The following is an 18,456-nucleotide window of genomic DNA, read 5'->3' as shown; positions in this document are numbered from 1 at the left end:
CGTGGTGCATCGGCCTTGGGAGAATGGGAGGGGCTGCCGGGAGGTGAGGGGCGGCCACTGCAGGTGGGCCCGCTTCGGGTGAGCGCAAGGCACCCGGAAGAAACAAAGGGTTCGCGCCGAGCGCCCCGGCAGCGATGCCGATGGCGATGCCGCTCAAGATGGCCACAATCACCTGAAACAACCCAAAAAGCCACACGAAGGAGCCGCATGAGCAACCCGCAGCGCTACGCGCACTACGAAGCCCTGACCCTGCGCCAACACGACCCGGGCGTCCTGGAGGTCATCATGGGGGCCGGACAGAGCCCCAACGGCAAGCTCTCCACCGCCGACCACCGCATGCATCGCGAACTGGCCACCATCTGGCAGGACATCGATCGCGACCCGGAGATCCGCGTCGCCATCGTCCGGGGCGAAGGCAAGGGATTTTCCGCCGGGGGCGACCTCGGCCTGGTCGAGGAGATGGCCAACGACTTCGAGGTGCGCGCCCGCGTGTGGCGCGAGGCGCGCGACCTGGTCTACAACGTCATCAACTGCTCCAAGCCCATCGTCTCGGCCATGCACGGCCCGGCCGTGGGGGCCGGTCTGGTGGCGGGACTGCTGGCGGACATCTCCATCGCCGCCCGCACGGCACGCATCATCGACGGCCACACGCGCCTGGGCGTGGCCGCCGGCGACCACGCGGCCATCGTGTGGCCGCTGCTGTGCGGCATGGCCAAGGCCAAGTACTACCTGCTGCTGTGCGAGGCCGTCTCGGGCGAAGAGGCCGAGCGCATCGGCCTGGTCTCCCTCACGGTGGACGAGGCCGATCTCGTGCCCCGCGCGTTCGAAGTCGCGCGGCAGCTCGCCAACGGCTCGTCCAGCGCGATCCGTTGGACCAAGTACGCGCTGAACAACTGGCTGCGCATGGCGGGCCCGAGCTTCGACACCTCGCTGGCCCTCGAATTCATGGGCTTTGCCGGCCCCGACGTGAAGGAAGGCATCGCGTCGCTGCGCGAACGCCGCCCGCCGCGCTTCGATCCGGACTGCCCCTTCTAGAGGCCGCGGCCATTCAGGAGCGTTCAAGGCGATCGACCGCGATGTCGAAGTGCAGCACGTCCTCTCGCGCGCCCAGCTTCTGATAGAGCGCAATCGCCGGACCATCCCCGTGGTCGGCCTGCACGAACACGACCCACGCGCCGCGTTCGCGGGCGAGGCCGCGTAGATGCTCGATGAGGCGGGTGGCGACGCCGCGGCGGCGATGTGGGGCGGCCACCGCCAGGTCGTAGAGATAGATCTCGCTGCGCGCGCGCTCGAGTTTGGGAAGTTCGTAGGCGACCAGCCCGCCGACGACGGTCGCCTCCTCCAAGGCCACGAGCACGATGGCGTGGCGCTGTCCGAGCACGTGCGCGAGATAGCCGTCGTCGGGCGGTTCGGCCGCGTAGCTCTCCGGGTCGCCGAACGCCTCGGCAAACAGCGCGTTGAGCTCGCGCATGCGCGCTGCGCCGCCGGCCTGGAGATGCTCGATGGTGAGCGGCATGGCGAACGACCTGCCTAGGCGGGCCTGCCGTATCCGGTGGCGATGAACATCGGCATGGTCGCTCCTGCGGCCTCGCTCAGCCCCGTCGCGCTGCCTCGATGGCGGCGATGTCGATCCTGGTCATCTGCATCATCGCTTCGAAGGCGCGCTTGGCGGCCGCGGGATCGGGATCGACGATGGCTTCGGTGAGCGCGCGCGGCGTGATCTGCCACGACAGACCCCAGCGGTCCTTGCACCAGCCGCACGCACTTTCCTGTCCACCATTGCCGACGATCGCGTTCCACAGCCGATCCGTCTCGGCCTGGTCCTCCGTCGCGACCTGGAACGAGAAGGCTTCGCTGTGTTGGAAAGCGGGGCCGCCGTTCAGGCCCAGGCACGGAATGCCCAGCACCGTGAATTCCACCGTGAGCACATCGCCCTGCTTGCCGGCGGGATAGTCGCCGGGCGCGCGATGGACGGCCTGCACGGCGCTGTCAGCGAAGGTCTGTGCATAGAACTGCGCCGCCTCCAGGGCGGTGCCGTCGTACCAGAGACAAATGGTGTTCTTGCTGGGCATGTGCGCTCTCCTGAAGGTGGAAGTTGCGGCCGGTCGCGCCGCATGCGCGAGGACATCGCCGCCGCTGGTCCGCTGTGCGGTGCAGTGATCTGGCCACGTGAGCATATCGGGCGGTCGCGACGGCCGACAAGCAGGCGAGCACGTCGGCTCAGCTTTGCTCCCCGGCTCGGGTTGAAGAAACGAGCGCATCCGTTACCGGTCCAATCTGCTGGCGCCGGCGCCGGCACGCCCCGCTTCATGGAGCATGATCGTCTCCGTTGCGCAGGGCGCTAGTGGTTCTCTGGCCCGCCGCGTCAGCCCAAATGACCCCGCACCAGGAGCCCGCATGGAAACCCAGGAGCTATACCGAGGCCGCCTCATCGACCACGTCCAGCTGGTCGTGCGAGACCTTGCCGCGTCGCAGCGCTTCTACGCCGCCGTGCTGGAGGTGCTGAAGGTGCCGCTGGCGGGCACCGGCGAGGGCTTCTTCTGGGCCGACGAGCTGGTGGTCTCCGCCGCCGACAGCCCGGCGGCGCAGGGCGCGCTGACCGGGCGCCACCACCTGGCCTTCCAGGCGCAGGACCGGGCGATGGTGGATGCCTTTCACGCCGCTGCCCTGGCCCACGGCGGCCAGGACAACGGCGCGCCCGGCGTGCGTCCCTACCACCCCAGCTACTACGCGGCCTTCGTGCTGGACCCGGACGGCAACAACATCGAGGCCGTGTTCCACGGCGAGGCGACGCGCAGCGCACCTGCGGTGCGGATCACCTTCTGAGTCGCCGAGGCCGGCGCACTCAGCGCCTGCGCAGCCGGGGCGCCAGCTTGCGCGACGCCCAGGCGGTCGCGAGCCCCAGCAGGATCGCCCATTCGAGCGACACCGTGACGGTGCCCACGAAGGTCACCACCAGCGCCAGCCGGTCGAGCGGCTCGTCCCGCCACAGGTGGCGGAGCTCGCGCGGATTGACCAGCCCCCAGGCGACGACGACCAGCAGCCCGGCGATCACCGCCAGCGGCAGCCAGCGCGCCCAGGGCGCGACGAACACCAGGATCACCACCAGCAGCACGGCGGCGCTCACCGCCGCCAGCGGCGTGCGCGCGCCCGCGGCCACGTTGACACCCGAGCGGTTGAAGGACCCGCTGGCCGGGTAGGACGAGAAGAACGCGCCCACCAGGTTCGCCAGCCCCTGGCCCACCAGCTCCTGGTTGCCGTCGAAGGGCTCGTTGGCGCGCCGCGCCACGGCCTTGGCAATGGCCATTGCCTCGGTCACGGCCAGCAGCGTCATCACGAGCGCGGGCAGCACCAGGGCGGACAGCAAACCCAGGTCGGGCGCGGACAGCGGCGGCAGCGCACCGGGCAGCGCCTGCACGGTCGCCGGTTGCGCCCCCAGCACGCCCGCCGCGAGCCAGGTGATGGCCGTTCCGCCGATCACCGCCAGCAGGATCGGCGGCACCCATCGGCTGCGCCGCAGGGCCGCCACGTTGATCAGGATGGTGGCCAGCGCCGCGATGACCGGCAGCGGCTGGACGGAGTCCTCGGTGCGGAACACCGCCTGCAGCGTCTGCGCCACCGACAGGCCGCGCGGCAGGTCGAGCCCGAGCAGCGTGCCCACCTGGCTGTTGACGATGAGGACGGCGGCACCGGCGGTGAAGCCGGCAATCACCGAATGCGGCACCAGATCGACCCATTTGCCGACGCGGGCGATGCCCAGCATCAGCTGGAACGCACCCACCATGAAGGTGAGCGTCAGCACCATCGCCACGTATTGGTCGCTGCCCACCGCCGCGAGCGGCGCGATGAGCGCCATGGTGGTCAGCGAGATCGCGTTGGCCGGCCCGGTGACCATCAGGCGGCTGCTGCCGAACAGCGCCGCGACGATGCAGGGCACCATCGCCGCATAGAGGCCGTAGGCAGGCGGCATGCCGGCAAGCGTGGCGAAGGCCACGCCCTGCGGCAGCACCACGATGGCGCCGGTCAGGCCTGCCAGCAGGTCGGCCCGCACGACGTCCTTCTGGCGCCACTGCGGCAGCCAGCGGGTGAAGGGCAATGCGGGCGTCATGCCTGCGCCCTGGCGCGGCGGCGGCTGCAGGGGCTGCGGAACAAGCGCGCCGACGCGCGCGGGGTACGCGTGCCGGGACCGGCCGAGGGGAAACACAGGGGGAGAGCCAGCGCCGGCATAGCGGCACTGGCCACGTCGAAAGTTCTGTACTGCACGATCTTCAACGGTTGCGCCCGGGACGGGCGAAGGGCATGCAGCATAGACCATGGCAAGGTGCCCGCCCGGCGTCGAAGGCGCGCGGCGTGGCGCGCCGCCCACTGCGGGGTCCGCCTCGCGACCGCGCCACCAGGGGCGGGCACCGGGGCAGCGCCTGCCTCGCGCGCGTGCCGACGGCCGCGCCTCACATCGCACGCGTGGGCCGAAGGCGGCGTGCGCCTGTCATCAATCCCGTTCGGGAGCGCCGAGCGGGAACAGCGCCCGGAACGGCCTCGCCCCCTCCACGGCCTGCGCGAAGGACGGCCGCGCGAGCAGGCGGGCGCGGTAAGCGCGCAGGTGCACAAACGTGGGGGCGATCGGATGCACCCAATCGGCATAGAACAGCGCAGGCGCAGCGGCGCAGTCGGCCAGCGAGAAGTCGCGCCCGCAGGCCCAGGTCTTGCCGGCAAGCTGGCCCTCCAGCCATGCATAGGCGCGTTCGAGCTTGGTCACGGAGAGGGCCAGCCCCTCGCGCCGCTTGTCCGCGTCGCCGGTGATGGCACCGTCCACGGCGTGCTGCGCCGCGTTCATCACGTGCAGGTCGAAGAAGCGATCCAGAAACCGCACGTCGAGCGCAGCCGTCGGATCGTCCGGCAGCAGCTGCACCGGACCCGGGTGCTCGAGCTGCAGGTACTCGATGATGATGCTGGTCTCCACCACCATCCGGTCGCCGTCCAGGAGCATCGGAAACTTGCGCAGCGGCCAGCGACGCAGCCATTCGGAGGTGTTCTCGGGATGGTCCGGCCCGACGCACCGGAATTCGAAGGGCGTGCGGTTTTCCGCCAGTGCAATGAGCACCTTCTGTGTATACGACGAAAACGGATGGCCATAGAGCACCAGCGACATGGGACCTCCTGATCCAACGATGTGCAGCCGGACGGCTGCGGTCTGCAATGCACCCGCACGGGCCGCAGGTCGGGCTGCGGGCCTACGACTTTGACTCCGACGTGCCGCACTCACCACACGGCCACGCCACGACACGACCGGCTCGCACCGGCCCCCAGGCGCCAAGGCTCAGGCCGGAACGAACTCCGCCAGCACCTTGTCGATGCGCTTGCCGTCGAGATCGACCACTTCGAAGCGCCAGCCGGCACATTCGATGCGCTCGCCCACCCCCGGCAGGCGCCCGGACTCGGCCATGAGAAGGCCGGCCAGGGTGTTGTAGCGGCCCCGGTCTTCCTCGGGCAGTTCGCGAATCGCGAGCCGGGCCTTCAGTTCGGAGATCGGCATGGTGCCATCGAGCAGCCACGAGCCGTCTTCGCGCCGCGTCGCCCAGGCCTCGGTCTTCTCGACCGGCTGCAGCTCGCCCGTGATGGCCTCGAGCAGATCGCGCGGCGTCATGAGTCCCTGCACGACGCCGTACTCGTCCACCACCAGCGCGATGCGCGCCACTTGGACGCGGAACTGTTCCAGCAGCTCCAGGCCGCTGAGCGTCTCTGGCAGGAAGGTGGCCGGCACCAGATGCGCCTCGACGGTGCCCTGGTGCTGCGGCCCGAGCGCGAGCAGCGTGCGCACGTTGACCAGGCCCAGCACGTTGTCGAGCGAGCCGCGGCACACGGGATACCAGGAGTGCGAATCCGCATGGCCTGCACGTACCAGGCATTCGGCCACGCTGAGGCTCGCGTCGAACCACTCGATCTCCGAGCGCGGCACCATCATGGAGGTGAGCGGGCGCTCGTCGAGGTGGAAGACGTTCTGCACCATCTGGCGCTCGTGCTGCTCGATGAGGCCGGCATCCACACCCTCGGCCAGGCTATGCGCGAGCTCCTCTTCGGTGATGGACGGGCCGCGGTCCAGCGCCACGCCGAGCACCTTGAGCACGCCCCGGGTGGTCGCCGACAGCAGGCGCACGAACGGCGACGCGACGCGGGCCAGCACCCCCATCGGCGGGGCCATCCACTGGGCGATGGTCTCGGGGTACATCTGCCCGATGCGCTTGGGCACCAGCTCGCCGAAGACGATGGTCACGAAGGTGATGACCGTCACCACGATGATGGTCGCCAGGACCGTCGCCGCGCCCGACCCCACGCCGAAGCTTCCCAGCCAGACGCTGAGTCCTTCGCTGAAGGCCGCCTGCCCGACGATCCCGTTGAGCAGGCCGATCGAGGTGATGCCCACCTGCACCGTGGACAGGAATTGCGTGGGCTCGTCCATGATGGCCAAGGCCGCCTGTGCACCGCGGTCGCCCTCCTCGGCCACGTGCGCGATGCGTCCGCGGCGGGCCGACGCGAGGGCCATCTCGCACATCGCGAAGGCACCGTTGAGAAGCGTTAGGCAGGCGATGAAGAGAACTTCCATCAAGCAGGGGGAGAATCAGGGACCATGGCACTCTACTTGATCGGCGATGTGCAAGGCTGCGACGCGCCCCTGGGCCGCCTGCTCGACGAGATCGCTTTTTCCCCGAGCCGCGACACCATCTACCTGCTGGGCGATCTGGTGAATCGCGGGCCCGCGTCGGCGGCGGTCCTGCGCCGGCTCATGGCCTTCGGAGACAGCGCGCAGTGCGTGCTGGGCAACCATGACCTGAGCCTGCTGGCAGTCGCGCACGGACACCGGCGAGCGCACCGGCGCGACACCATGGACACGGTGCTCGAAGCGCCCGACCGTGGCGCCTTGCTGGAGTGGCTTCGCAGCCGCCCGCTCGCCCTGCGGGCGCACGGACTGCTGATGGTGCACGCGGGCGTGCTGCCCCAATGGGATGCCGACGAGGTGATGGCGCTCGCGGGCGAAGTGCAGGATGTGCTGCGCGGCCCGGGGCTCGGTGCGTTCCTTGCCGGCATGTTCGGCAACGAGCCCGCGCGATGGGACGCGGACTTGCAAGGCATCGACCGGCTGCGGGTGGTGGTGAATGCGCTGACGCGCCTGCGCTTTTGCACCTCCGACGGCACCATGCACCTCAAGGCCTCGGGCACGCCCGACGAAGCGCCGGCCGGCACGCTGCCGTGGTTCCTGGTGCCGGGGCGGCGCACCGCCGGCGTGTGCGTCGCGGTAGGGCACTGGTCTACGCTGGGCGTGCTGCTGCGTCCGGACCTGCTCGCGCTGGACAGCGGCTGCGTCTGGGGCGGCTGCCTGAGCGCGCTGCGCATCGATCCGGCCGATGCGAGCCGCCACGAACTCATCCAGGTGGCATGCGAGCAGGTGCAAGCGCCAGGCGAGTGAGGGCGCGCGCGGCTGGCACGGCTTGCTGCACGCGGTCTGCAGGGCACCGCTCGCGCACACCCCGCCCGAACTCGGCCGGCTCGTCGCACATGACGCAGCTTGCGGCCACGCGCAGAACCTCGGTGGCTGCCAGGCTGCCACCTCCGAACCGACGGCCCTCTAACCCGGCGACTTGAACAGTGCCGGCACCTTCCGCTTCGATTTGATGTTGCTCGACACGCGCGTGCCGGCAGGCTTGGCCCCGGCCTCCCAGGTGGGAGGCTGGTCGGTGGCCGGCGGCTCGTAGGGCTGGTCGAAGAACGGGTCGCGCGGGGCTGGAGCGGGGCGCGGGGCGCGGCGCTCGCGCGGCGCGTCCAGCAGGTCGCGCGGGTCGCCGGTTTCGCCGTTCTCGCGCCAGGTGCGGCGGCCGTCGTTGATGCGGCCGCGCGGACGTTCGTCCTCGAACTCCACCGCCTCGAGCTCCACCTTCTTCTTCAGCAGTTTCTCGAGATCGGCCACCAGACGGCTGTCGCTGCCCGAGACGAAGGTGACCGCCAGCCCCGAGGCGCCGGCACGGCCCGTCCGGCCGATGCGGTGCACGTAATCCTCGGCGTTGAACGGCACGTCGAAGTTGAAGACGGCCGGCACGTCCTTGATGTCCAGCCCGCGTGCGGCCACGTCGGTGGCGACCAGCAGATCGACCTCTCCGGCCTTGAACGCCGCCAGCGCCTTGAGCCGTTCGTCCTGGCTCTTGTCGCCGTGCAGGGCCGTCGTCTTGAGGCCATCGCGCTCGAGCGAGCGCGCCAGGCGCGCGCAGCCGAGCTTGCTGTTGACGAAGACAAAGGCCTGGCTGATGCCCCGCTGGCGCACGATCTGGCGCAGGGCACGGCGCTTGTCGTCATCGACCACGCTGTAGAAATGCTGCTCGACGGTGGACGCCGTCTCGTTGGGCCGCGCCACCTCGATGGTGATCGGGTCGTTCAGGTAGCTGTTGGCCAGCCGCTTGATCTCGGGCGAGAACGTGGCCGAGAACAGCAGCGTGGTGCGCTGCTTGGGCAGGTACGACAGGATGCGCTGCAGGTCGGGCAGGAAGCCGATGTCGAGCATGCGGTCGGCCTCGTCGAGCACCACGTACTCGACCTGGTTGAGCACCGCGTTCTTGGCCTCGATGTGGTCGAGCAGGCGCCCCGGCGTGGCCACCAGCACCTCGACACCGCGCTTGAGCTCGAGCGTCTGGGGCTTCATGTCCATGCCGCCGAACACCACCGCGCTGCGCAGGCTGGTGTACTTGGCGTACAGCTTGACCTGCTGGGCCACCTGGTCGGCCAGTTCGCGCGTGGGCAGCAGCACCAGCGCACGCACCGGGTGGCGGGCCGGCGAGGTGGAGGTGTTCTCGTGTTTGAGGAGGCGCTGCAGCAGCGGCAGCGAAAAGGCCGCGGTCTTGCCGGTGCCCGTCTGCGCCGCCCCCATCACGTCACGCCCGGTAAGCACCACCGGGATGGCCTCGGCCTGGATGGGGGTCATGGACTCGTAGCCCATTTCGGCGACGGCGCGGGCCAGGGGCTCGGCCAGGGAAAGCTTTGAGAAGGAAGCAGTCATGTCAACCGGGTATTGTGGCAGGCGCGGATGACGAGCCCGCGAAGGGACCGGCAAAGCCCTCGCAAGCAAGTGTGACTGGCTGCTGCACGCTTCATCGGATTGCACGGGGGCGGATCGACTGCGTGAGCCGGTCCGGCCCCGCGAGCGCCGCCCTCGTCCACCCACCATCCGCGCAGGCGCGACCGCACGGCCGGTGCTTCCGACGCCCGCTCCAAGCCAATCCAGGGTCGCGCGCAGTTGGCGGCGCGTGGGAGCTTCGGTCGAAGGTGCGCGCGGCAGGCGTGCGGGAAGGTGCGCGTGGGCGAAAGCCCGTGCATTCCTGGGCCGCGCGGTGACGCGCCGGCACGCTAAAGTGGCCTGATGGCCTCGCGACCACCCACTCCCGCACCAGAAGCGCCCGCGCCGCGGCCCACGGTGCTGGTGACCGGATTCGAGCCCTTCGGCGCGGGCGGAGACAACCCGAGCGCCCTCGCCGCGCTGGCCCTGAACGACAGCGACATCGCCGGCCACCGGGTGGTGGGCGCCGTGCTCCCGACGGTGTTCGGCGCCTCCCGCGCGGTCCTTGAAGACCTGGTCGCGCGGCACCGCCCGGCGCTCGTCGTGTGCTGCGGCCTCGCCGGCGGGCGGGCGGCCATCTCGCTCGAGCGGATTGCGATCAACGTGGACGACGCGCGCATCGCGGACAACGCCGGCGCGCAACCCGTCGATCTGCCGGTGGTTGCCGGGGCGCCTGCCGCCTACTTCAGCACCCTGCCGATCAAGGCCATGCTGCAGTCCCTGCGCAGTGCCGGCATTGCCGCCGAGGTGTCGCAGACCGCCGGCACCTTCGTGTGCAACCACGTCTTCTACGGGCTCATGCACCTGCTGGCCCAGCCCGGTTGCCGCGGCGTCCGCGGCGGCCTGGTGCACGTGCCGTGGCTGCCGGGCCAGGGTGAGCCCGCGATGCCGCTCGAGACCACCGTGGCCGGGCTGCGCATCGCGCTGGCGTGCGCCCTCACGGTGCGCAAAGACCTGCGCATCGCGGCGGGGGCGCTCGACTGAAGTCGCCGAGGCGCCGGTACTTCTCGCGAACGCAGGCCGGGACACCCAAGCCCCGGATGCACGCAGGGAGGCTCGGATCGCGGTCCTGCGCCCCGCATCCCGCGCCCTAGAATGGCCCGGGTGAGCCGCACCCTCAACGCCGACCTGCACTGCCATTCCGTCGTGTCCGACGGCACCCTGACCCCCGAAGCCCTTGCCGCGCGCGCCGCGGCCAACGGAGTCGAGCTGTGGGCCCTGACCGACCACGACGAAGTGGGTGGCCAGCAACGGGCCGAGGCGGCCGCCCGCGCGCACGGAATGCGCTATCTCACCGGCTGCGAGATCTCGGTCACCTTCGCCGGAAAGACGGTGCATATCGTCGGGCTCGGCTTCGACGCGACGGCCCCCAGCATCCGCGAGGGCCTGCTCGCCACCCGCGGAGGACGCGGCGAGCGGGCCCGCGACATGGCGGCGCAGCTTGCGCAGGTGGGCATCCCCGGCGCCTACGAAGGCGCCTTGCGCTACGCAGGCAATCCCGAACTGATCTCCCGCACGCACTTCGCCCGCTTCCTGGTGGAAACCGGCGTGTGCCGCGACACGGGCGAGGTGTTCCGGCGCTTCCTCACCGACGGCAAGCCCGGCTTCGTGCCGCATCGCTGGGCCACGCTTGCGGACGCCGTGCACTGGATCACCGGTGCCGGCGGCCAGGCCGTCGTCGCGCACCCGGCACGCTACGGCTTCACCGCCAACGAAGAGTTCGCGCTCTTCTCGGAATTCAAGACCCACGGCGGTGCCGCGGTCGAGGTGGTGACCGGCAGCCACACTGCCGCCGAGGCTGCCGCCTACGCCGACACCGCGCGCGAGTTCGGGCTCGCCGCCTCGCGCGGCAGCGATTTCCACAGCCCCGACGAGAGCCACACCGACCTCGGGCGACTGCCGGCCCTGCCGGCCGATCTGCAACCGGTGTGGGAACTGCTCGAAGACCGCATCCGGTGAGCGCGAGCGGAGCCGGCGTGCAGCGCCGGATCTTCGCGGGCATCGCGCTGGTGATGTGTGCCTGCCTGTTCTTCGCGGGCAACGACACCGGCAGCAAGGTCGTCGTGCTCGCCGGCGTGCCGGTGATGCTCGGCGTCTGGGCCCGTTACGTGGTACAGGCACTGGCCACCACCGCCGTCGCCCTGCCGATGCGAGGATGGCGCGTGCTGCGCACCCGGCATCCGGCGTTCCAGTGCCTGCGCGGGGTGCTGCTGCTGGCCGGCAGCGTGTTCGTCTTCGCGAGCCTGCGCTACCTGCCCGTGGGCGAGTTCACCGCCATCATCATGATCGCGCCGCTGGTGGTGACGCTGCTCGGCGCGACCGTGCTCAAGGAGCGGGTGTCGCCGCTGCGCTGGCTGCTGGTGGCGGGCGGCTTCGCGGGCACGCTGGTCATCATCCGCCCCGGCGGTGAAGCGTTCAGCTGGGCCATGCTGCTGCCGCTGTGCCAGGTGGCGTGCAACGCGGGCTTCCAGATCCTCACCAGCAAGCTGGCGCGCACCGAAGATCCGCTGACGATGCAGCTCTACACCAGCTGGGTCGGCGCGCTGCTCGCGACGGTGGCGCTGCCGCTGGTCTGGACCGCGCTGCCCTCGCCGTGGCTGTGGGCGCTGCTCGCGGCGATGGGCGTGCTCGCCGCGGTCGGGCATTTCCTGCTCATCCTCGCGTTCCAGCGTGCCCCGGCATCGACCCTTACGCCCTATGTCTACGTGCAGATCGGCTTCGCGATGCTGGCGGGCTGGCTGGTGTTCGGGCACGTGCCCGACGGCTGGTCCGTGCTGGGAATGGCCCTGATCGCCGCCTGCGGCGTGGCAGGCGCCTGGCTCACGCTGCGCGAGACCCGCGCCGCCCGCGCCCCCACCGGCGCACTCGAAGCCTGATACTGCCGCAATGGCGCAGTACTTCGAGGTCCATCCCGACAACCCGCAGCCGCGGCTGCTCAAGCAGGCCGCCGGGCTGCTCGCGGGCGGCGGCATCCTGGCGGTGCCCACCGACTCCAGCTACGCCCTGGCCTGCCACCTAGACGACAAGTCCAGCGCCGACCGCCTGCGCAGGCTGCGCGGGGTCGATGAGCGCCACCACCTGACCCTGCTCTGCGCCGACCTGAGCGCCCTGGCCAACTACGCGCGCGTCGACAACCGGCAGTTCCGGCTGCTCAAGGCCGCGACGCCCGACTCCTTCACCTTCATCCTCGAGGCCACGCGCGAAGTGCCTCGGCGGCTGAGTCACCCGCAGCGCAAGACCATCGGTCTGCGCGTGCCCAACCACCGGGTGCTGCAGGCGCTGCTGGCACTGCACGGCGAGCCGCTCCTGGCCACGACGCTGATCCCGTCGGGCGAGCGCGAGCCGCTGGCCGACCCCCAGGAGATCCGCGCCCGCTACGAGCGCGACATCGAGGGCGTGATCGACGCGGGCGCCTGTCCGACCCAGCCAACCACGGTGGTGGACCTCACCCCCATGTGGAACGGCGGCGATCCCGCGCTTTTGCGCCAGGGGCGGGGCGATCCCGCAGTGCTGGGCCTTTGAGCGCCACCGCACGCAGCGCGGGCCGCGCCGGCCGCTGAGAGACAATCGGGGCGTGGATATCAACAACCTCGTCCAGACCGTCCTCATCTTCGCGCTCCCGGTGCTGTTCGCCATCACCATCCACGAAGCAGCCCACGGTTACGTCGCCCGCTACCTTGGCGACAACACCGCATACGTGCAGGGGCGGGTCACGCTCAACCCCTTCCCGCACGTCGATCCCATCGGCACCGTGCTGATGCCGCTGCTGCTGTACTTCGCCACCTCCGGCGCCTTCCTCTTCGGCTATGCCAAGCCCGTCCCCGTGAACTTCGCCCAGTTGCGCCGGCCCAAGCGCGACATGGTGCTGGTGGCCCTGGCCGGCCCGGCCTCCAACTTCATCCAGGCGCTGCTGTGGGGCGCCGTGTTCGCGCTGCTGGTGGCCTTCGGTGTGACCGAGCGCTTTTTCCTCGACATGTGCAAGGCCGGCGTGCTGGTCAACCTCGTGCTGTGGGCCTTCAACCTGTTCCCGTTGCCGCCGCTGGACGGCGGGCGCATCCTGGTGGGCTTGCTTCCCTGGCGCCAGGGGCAGTGGGTGGCACGCCTGGAGCCCTACGGCTTCATCATCGTGCTGGGCCTGGTGCTCGTGGGCGTGCTGGGCACATGGTGGCTGCGGCCGCTGATCGCCCTCGGCTATTCCTCGCTCAATTTCCTGCTTACCCCGCTCACCGCCCTGCTGCGCTGACCATGACCGCACCGACGACCCGCTTTCTCACCGGCATCACCACCACCGGCACCCCACACCTGGGCAACTATGTCGGCGCCATCCGCCCCGCCGTGCAGGCGAGCCTGCGGCCCGGCACGGAAAGCTTCTATTTCCTGGCCGACTACCACGCGCTGATCAAGTGCGACGAGCCGGCCCGCATCCAGCGCTCCACCATGGAGATCGCCGCCTGCTGGCTGGCCGCCGGGCTCGACCCGGAGCGCGTGTACTTCTATCGCCAGTCCGACATTCCCGAGATTCCCGAGCTCACCTGGCTGCTGACCTGCGTCACGGGCAAGGGCCTGCTCAATCGCGCGCATGCCTACAAGGCGTCGGTGGACAAGAACCTCGCAGATGGGCGCGACCCCGACGCCGACGTCACCGCGGGGCTGTTCATGTACCCCGTGCTGATGGCCGCGGACATCATCATGTTCAACGCGCACAAGGTGCCCGTGGGGCGCGACCAGATCCAGCACATCGAAATGGCGCGCGACATCGCGCAGAGCTTCAACCATCTCTACGGCCCCCACTTCACCCTGCCCGAGGCGGCCATCGACGAAGCGGTGGCCACGCTGCCGGGCCTCGATGGTCGCAAGATGAGCAAGAGCTACGACAACACCATCGCACTGTTCGCCCCGCCGGAGCAACTGCGCCGCCAGATCCTCAACATCGTCACCGACTCGCGCGCCCCCGGCGAGCCCAAGGACCCGGACAACTCGGCGCTGTTCCAGATCTACCAGGCCTTCGCCTCGTCCGACGAGACGGCGGCCCTGCGGCAGGCCTACGCCGACGGCATCGCCTGGGGCGAGGCCAAGCAGTTGCTGTTCGAGCGCATCGACCGCGAGATCGCGCCCATGCGCGAGCGCTACCGCGCGCTGACCGGCAACCCCGCCGAGCTCGAGACCATCCTGCGCCGCGGCGCCGACAAGGCACGCGCCATCGCGTCGCCGTTCGTGGCACGCCTGCGCCATGCGGTCGGCCTGCGCAACCTGGGGCAACAGGAGGGCGCGACGGCCACGGCCAAACAGGACGAGCGCCCGGCTCTGCCCGGTTTCAAGCAGTACCGCGAAGCAGATGGCCTGCACTACTTCAAGCTGGTCGATGCGAGCGGCCGGGTGCTGCTTCTCAGCACCGGCTTCGCCTCGCCGCGCGACGCCGGGCGCGCCGTGGCGCAGCTGCGCGACGGGCGCATCGCGGGGCTGGAACAACACATTCGACGCCCGGACGATATCGCTGAGTACGAACTCAGTAGTGCGCTGGCCCTACTCGCGCAGGCCCGCTAGGACCTGCAAAGTGCCTCTGCTATAAACGACCGCGCAGGTACTACGCAAGACAACCACAATGCAGCCTACGAAACCACCAGCCGCGCCTCCCATGAACCTTTTCGTCATCGACGACCATCCGCTCATGCGCGACGCCGTGGTGATGCTGCTGCGGCGCCTGCGCCCGGGGGCCAACGTCGTGGAGCTGGACCGCATAGGAGGCATTGACGCCGCTGTCCGCCAGCACGGCGCACCCGACCTGATCTGCCTGGACCTGAAGCTGCCCGACACCACCGGCACCTCCGGCGTCCACGAGATCAAGAACCTCTTCCCCGGCACGCCGCTGGCCGTGATCTCGGCATCGCCGGCTGCCGATGCCGAAGAGATCTGCGTCGATGCCGGAGCCGACATCTACATCGAGAAGTCCGCCGGTGCCGGCGAGATCGGCAATGCCTTGCGTGCGCTGCTCGCCGCCGATGGGCAGTTCGAGGAGCTCGCGCCCACAGACAACAAGCTGTCCAAGCGCCAGAAGCAGCTGATCGTCATGCTGGACCGCGGCCTGTCGAACCGCGAAATCGCCGACGAGCTGGGCATCAGCGAGCACACGGTGAAGGTGCACCTGTGGCGCCTGTTCCGCCGCCTCGGCGTCAAGAGCCGCACGCAAACCATCCACTACGCACGCGTTCACGGCCTCCTGGCCAGCTGATTCATCGCCGCCGCCCGCGCGGCAGCCTGCGCCGGGAGCGCCGGTGTGAGCAACAGCCGGAACACGGTTCCCCGACCGGGACGGGACGCCAGCTCCACGGGGTGCCCGAGGATCTGCGAGAGCCGCGACACGATGTGCAGCCCGAGTCCGAACCCGTCTTCGGTGCCCGAGTGCATCGGCACCTTGTAGAACTCGCGGAACACTTCGCGCTGGTGCGCCGGCGCGATGCCCACGCCGGTGTCCCACACCTCGATGCGCCGCCGCTCGCCCGTGCCGCGCACCGCCACCAGCACGCCGCCGTGCTCGGTGTACTTGATCGCGTTGGACAGCAGGTTGCCCACGATGCGCTTGAGCAGCAGCATGTCCGACGACACCGTGCCCCGCGCCGGACGCACCCGCAGTTGCAGCCCCTTGGACGTCGCCAGCGGCCGGTACTGCACCTCCAGCTCCGCGAGCAGCCGCTCGAGCGGCACCTCTTCGATCGCCAGGTTCAAGTTGCCGGTATCCAGCCGCACGAGGTCGAACAGCGAATCGAACAGCGTGTTCACCGCCTTGGTGGATTCGACGATCTTCGGTGCGAGTTCGTGTACCAGCTCCGGCTCGCTTGCCAGCCAGTCCGCATACAGGCCCAGCGCATGCACCGGCTGGCGGATGTCGTGCGTGGCGCTTGCGAGAAAGCGATTCTTGACATCGACCGCTTCCAGGGCCGCCTGCGTCTGGCGCGTGAGGGACGAGATCAGCTGGTTGTTGCGGTACAGCAGCTCGTAGTTGCGCCTGTGGGTGACGTGCAGGCGGTTTGCCGTCTGGTGCAGCACCTGCCAGAAGATCACCAGCAGGGCCATCAGCCAGTAGTGGTAGTACGGCCCGCGGAACTGCAGTTCGAGGACCACCCGCCAGGCGACGAGCGCCAGCGCGGTGAGTACCAGCGCGTTGATGTAGCGCCGCACGGTGCGCAGGTGCCCCGACAGCGCGTTCACACCGAACATGGCGATGCCGGCAAGCAGCAGCCAGCAGATGAACTGGCTCGACAGCGGCGCGCTGTCGAAGAACAGCCATGCCGTCGATCCCCACACCGCGGCCCCGGCCGGCCAGAGCGCACTCCAGCGGTAGAAGAACGCAAGCTGCTGGGTGGGCGAATCCTGGGCGGCCCTCCGGGCATAGTGCTGCGTCACCCAGAACCTGGCCCCCATCGCGAGCATCGCAAGCAGCGCCCACACCAGCAGCGCAGCGCCGGCGACGTCCTCCCAGAGCACGCCCACGTACACCGGAACGAGCAGGAGCGTCGCGACCTGCGTGCCGCGCACCGATTGCATCAGGCTGCGCACCAGCTCGGCCTCGACCCACTGCGCCTCTGCGGGCAATTGGGAGGGAGCGGTGGTGGCTGGATTCATGTCGGGCGCGAAGCGGGCCTGCCGAGTCTAGCCAAAGGCATGGCTGCTCCTCACGAGGGCAGCCGCCGGAATGCGCGGCGGACCGCCACTCGCGCCGCCGCAGGGACGTTCGCTCGGGTGCGAGTTCGGCGCGGGAGCTGCGCGGCGCGCGCGGGACGCAAACCGGGGACACGCACGCACGCACCACGCACACCCGGACCACGCACCACGCACCACGCACCACGCACCACGCACCACGCACCACGCGCACGAGCGCGCTCGCCTGCAGCGCGTGTGCGCTGGGCCAACGAGTGCCCCCTTGCCGGACTAGGGGTGGCGCCGCTGCGCAGGCTCGATCCGCAGTTGCTGCCGGTACTTGGTGACGGTGCGCCGCGCCACCCGCAGCCCCTGCTGCGCGAGCTGCTGCGCGATGTCCACGTCCGACAGCGGACGCCCCGGCGGCTCGGCGGCGATCAGCTCCTGCATCAGCTCGCGGATCGCGGTCGGCGAACAGGCTCCGCCGCTGGCCGTCGCGAGGCTGCGCGAGAAGAAATACTTCAGCTCGAACACGCCGCAGGGAGTGGCCATGAACTTGTTGTTGGTCACGCGAGACACCGTGGACTCGTGCACGCCCACCTCGTCCGCGATGTCGCGCAGCGCCAGCGGCCGCATGGCGATCGGTCCATAGCTCAGGAAGCGCTGCTGCCGCCTGAGGATGGCCTGCGCCACCTCGAGAATGGTGGAGAAGCGCTGTTCGACGTTGCGCACCGTCCAGCGCGCCTCCTGCAGATGCGCCGACAACTCGGTGTGTTCCGGCTGCCGATGGCGGCTGAACAGATCGGCGTAGGCCTGGTTCAGCCGTACCCGCGGCACGACGGCCGGGTTCAGCACTGCGGTCCATTGCCCGCGCTGCCGGCGAACGATCACATCGGGCGTGATGTAGTGCACCGGCGTGTGCCCGAAACGCCAGCCGGGATGCGGGTCGAGTCGGCGGATGGCCGCGCATGCGGCCTCCACCTCTTCGCGCGTCACGTGCAGCAGCCGCGCAAGGCCCGCGTAGTCGTGGGCGGCGAGCCGCTCCAGGTGCCGTTCGAGCAGGACGCGCACCAGCGCCTGCATGCCCGGCGGACGCAACTGCGGCAACTGCAGCAGCAGGCACTCGGCCAGGTTGCGTGCCGCCACGCCGGCCGGCTCCAGCGCCTGCACACGACGCAGCCCGATCGCCATTTCCTGGTCGTCTGGGAGCGGCTGCAGGCCCAGCGATGCGGCGATCTCGCCGAGATCCGTGCGCAGCCAGCCGTCCTCGTCCAGCGAGCCCGCGACGCCCGCGGCGATCGCCAGGTCGCGCGCATCGAGGGGCAGCACGTTGAGCTGGCCCAGCAAGTGGTCGGCAAGCGTGGTCGGCGCGGCCAGCGTGTCGAAGCCGCCCTCCATCGCTTCGCCGCGTGGCCGCGCGAGCGTATCCGCTCCCCAGGGGGACAGTTCCGGCGCGCCCGCGGTGTCGTCGGCGCCTGCCTTTTGCGCCCCGAGCGGCTCTTCCAGCGCCGCCTCTTCGAGTTCCAGGAACGGGTTGGTGTCCAGTGCGCCTCGCACCACCTGCGAGAAATCCAGCGACGACATATGCAGCAGACGCACCGCCTTCTGCAGGCGCGGCGACAGGCTGGTGTGCATCGACGCGCCGACACGCAGCCCCAGCGATGGAATCAACATGAACTTCCCTCCTGCTTCAACTACGGCTCGCCACCGCAACCGCCGTGCCT

Annotated in this window: 18 protein-coding genes; 10 read left to right on the top strand and 8 right to left on the bottom strand. The window is 70.0% G+C overall.

Annotation, left to right across the window (positions count from 1 at the left end):
• The first annotated feature begins 207 nt into the window (after window positions 1-207).
• A complete protein-coding gene (locus tag WG922_RS12010) occupies window positions 208-1,035 on the top strand; it encodes an enoyl-CoA hydratase/isomerase family protein (protein WP_340282865.1) in 828 nt (275 codons plus the stop codon).
• 13 nt (window positions 1,036-1,048) lie between these two features.
• On the opposite strand, the gene WG922_RS12005 is transcribed toward WG922_RS12010, so the two are convergent.
• Both WG922_RS12005 and WG922_RS12000 read right to left on the bottom strand, forming a co-directional pair.
• Window positions 1,049-1,516, bottom strand: a complete 468-nt coding sequence (locus WG922_RS12005; RefSeq protein ID WP_340282864.1) for an AAC(3)-I family aminoglycoside N-acetyltransferase — start codon at window positions 1,514-1,516, stop codon at window positions 1,049-1,051.
• Window positions 1,517-1,592: 76 nt separating this feature from the next.
• Window positions 1,593-2,072, bottom strand: coding sequence for a VOC family protein (locus tag WG922_RS12000; protein ID WP_340282862.1), 480 nt, complete (start codon window positions 2,070-2,072; stop codon window positions 1,593-1,595).
• 325 nt (window positions 2,073-2,397) lie between these two features.
• Here WG922_RS12000 and WG922_RS11995 point away from each other — a divergent pair, with 325 nt between their 5' ends.
• Complete coding sequence (locus WG922_RS11995) at window positions 2,398-2,826, top strand: VOC family protein (RefSeq protein ID WP_340282860.1); 429 nt, start codon at window positions 2,398-2,400, stop codon at window positions 2,824-2,826.
• 19 nt (window positions 2,827-2,845) lie between these two features.
• Here WG922_RS11995 and WG922_RS11990 read toward each other — a convergent pair whose 3' ends face one another.
• The 3 genes from WG922_RS11990 to WG922_RS11980 form a co-directional block, all read right to left on the bottom strand.
• Window positions 2,846-4,108 carry a SulP family inorganic anion transporter gene (locus WG922_RS11990; protein ID WP_340282859.1) on the bottom strand — a complete coding sequence of 421 codons (1,263 nt, stop codon included), beginning with the start codon at window positions 4,106-4,108 and terminating at the stop codon, window positions 2,846-2,848.
• A gap of 381 nt (window positions 4,109-4,489) precedes the next feature.
• A complete protein-coding gene (locus tag WG922_RS11985) occupies window positions 4,490-5,149 on the bottom strand; it encodes a glutathione S-transferase family protein (RefSeq protein ID WP_340282858.1) in 660 nt (219 codons plus the stop codon).
• Window positions 5,150-5,317: 168 nt separating this feature from the next.
• Window positions 5,318-6,601: a hemolysin family protein gene (locus WG922_RS11980; protein WP_340282857.1), complete on the bottom strand. Its 1,284-nt coding sequence runs from the start codon at window positions 6,599-6,601 to the stop codon at window positions 5,318-5,320.
• 24 nt (window positions 6,602-6,625) lie between these two features.
• On the opposite strand from WG922_RS11980, the gene WG922_RS11975 reads away from it, so the two are divergent.
• Window positions 6,626-7,462: a symmetrical bis(5'-nucleosyl)-tetraphosphatase gene (locus WG922_RS11975; protein WP_340282856.1), complete on the top strand. Its 837-nt coding sequence runs from the start codon at window positions 6,626-6,628 to the stop codon at window positions 7,460-7,462.
• Between the two features lie 159 nt (window positions 7,463-7,621).
• On the opposite strand, the gene WG922_RS11970 is transcribed toward WG922_RS11975, so the two are convergent.
• Window positions 7,622-9,040 carry a DEAD/DEAH box helicase gene (locus WG922_RS11970; RefSeq protein ID WP_340282855.1) on the bottom strand — a complete coding sequence of 473 codons (1,419 nt, stop codon included), beginning with the start codon at window positions 9,038-9,040 and terminating at the stop codon, window positions 7,622-7,624.
• 360 nt (window positions 9,041-9,400) lie between these two features.
• Here WG922_RS11970 and pcp point away from each other — a divergent pair, with 360 nt between their 5' ends.
• From pcp to WG922_RS11935, 7 genes are all read left to right on the top strand, one after another.
• On the top strand, window positions 9,401-10,081 hold the full coding sequence (pcp, locus tag WG922_RS11965) for a pyroglutamyl-peptidase I (protein ID WP_340282854.1): 681 nt from the start codon (window positions 9,401-9,403) through the stop codon (window positions 10,079-10,081).
• Window positions 10,082-10,201: 120 nt separating this feature from the next.
• Window positions 10,202-11,056 (top strand): 3',5'-nucleoside bisphosphate phosphatase, encoded by an 855-nt coding sequence (locus tag WG922_RS11960; protein WP_340282853.1) that lies wholly within the window; start codon window positions 10,202-10,204, stop codon window positions 11,054-11,056.
• Entirely contained in the window at window positions 11,053-11,973 is a 921-nt protein-coding gene (locus tag WG922_RS11955) for a DMT family transporter (RefSeq protein ID WP_340282852.1), read from the top strand. The genes WG922_RS11960 and WG922_RS11955 overlap by 4 nt, the downstream gene beginning before the upstream one ends.
• A gap of 10 nt (window positions 11,974-11,983) precedes the next feature.
• A complete protein-coding gene (locus WG922_RS11950; RefSeq protein ID WP_340282850.1) occupies window positions 11,984-12,619 on the top strand; it encodes an L-threonylcarbamoyladenylate synthase in 636 nt (211 codons plus the stop codon).
• 52 nt (window positions 12,620-12,671) lie between these two features.
• A complete protein-coding gene (locus WG922_RS11945) occupies window positions 12,672-13,340 on the top strand; it encodes a site-2 protease family protein (protein ID WP_340282849.1) in 669 nt (222 codons plus the stop codon).
• A 2-nt stretch (window positions 13,341-13,342) separates the two neighbouring features.
• On the top strand, window positions 13,343-14,641 hold the full coding sequence (locus tag WG922_RS11940; protein ID WP_340282848.1) for a tryptophan--tRNA ligase: 1,299 nt from the start codon (window positions 13,343-13,345) through the stop codon (window positions 14,639-14,641).
• 91 nt (window positions 14,642-14,732) lie between these two features.
• Window positions 14,733-15,326, top strand: coding sequence for a response regulator transcription factor (locus tag WG922_RS11935; RefSeq protein ID WP_340282847.1), 594 nt, complete (start codon window positions 14,733-14,735; stop codon window positions 15,324-15,326).
• Here WG922_RS11935 and WG922_RS11930 read toward each other — a convergent pair.
• Both WG922_RS11930 and rpoN read right to left on the bottom strand, forming a co-directional pair.
• Window positions 15,305-16,717, bottom strand: coding sequence for a sensor histidine kinase (locus WG922_RS11930; RefSeq protein ID WP_340282846.1), 1,413 nt, complete (start codon window positions 16,715-16,717; stop codon window positions 15,305-15,307). The two genes, WG922_RS11935 and WG922_RS11930, sit on opposite strands and share 22 nt — an antisense overlap.
• A 306-nt stretch (window positions 16,718-17,023) precedes the next feature.
• Window positions 17,024-18,406, bottom strand: a complete 1,383-nt coding sequence (rpoN, locus tag WG922_RS11925) for an RNA polymerase factor sigma-54 (RefSeq protein WP_340282845.1) — start codon at window positions 18,404-18,406, stop codon at window positions 17,024-17,026.
• Window positions 18,407-18,456: the final 50 nt, after the last annotated feature.

It is taken from the genome of Ramlibacter sp. AN1015 (genome assembly GCF_037726105.1).
Lineage (GTDB): Bacteria > Pseudomonadota > Gammaproteobacteria > Burkholderiales > Burkholderiaceae_C > Ramlibacter.
Note: the sequence above shows the minus strand (reverse complement) of the source record. Positions and strands in the feature narration are given on the sequence as shown.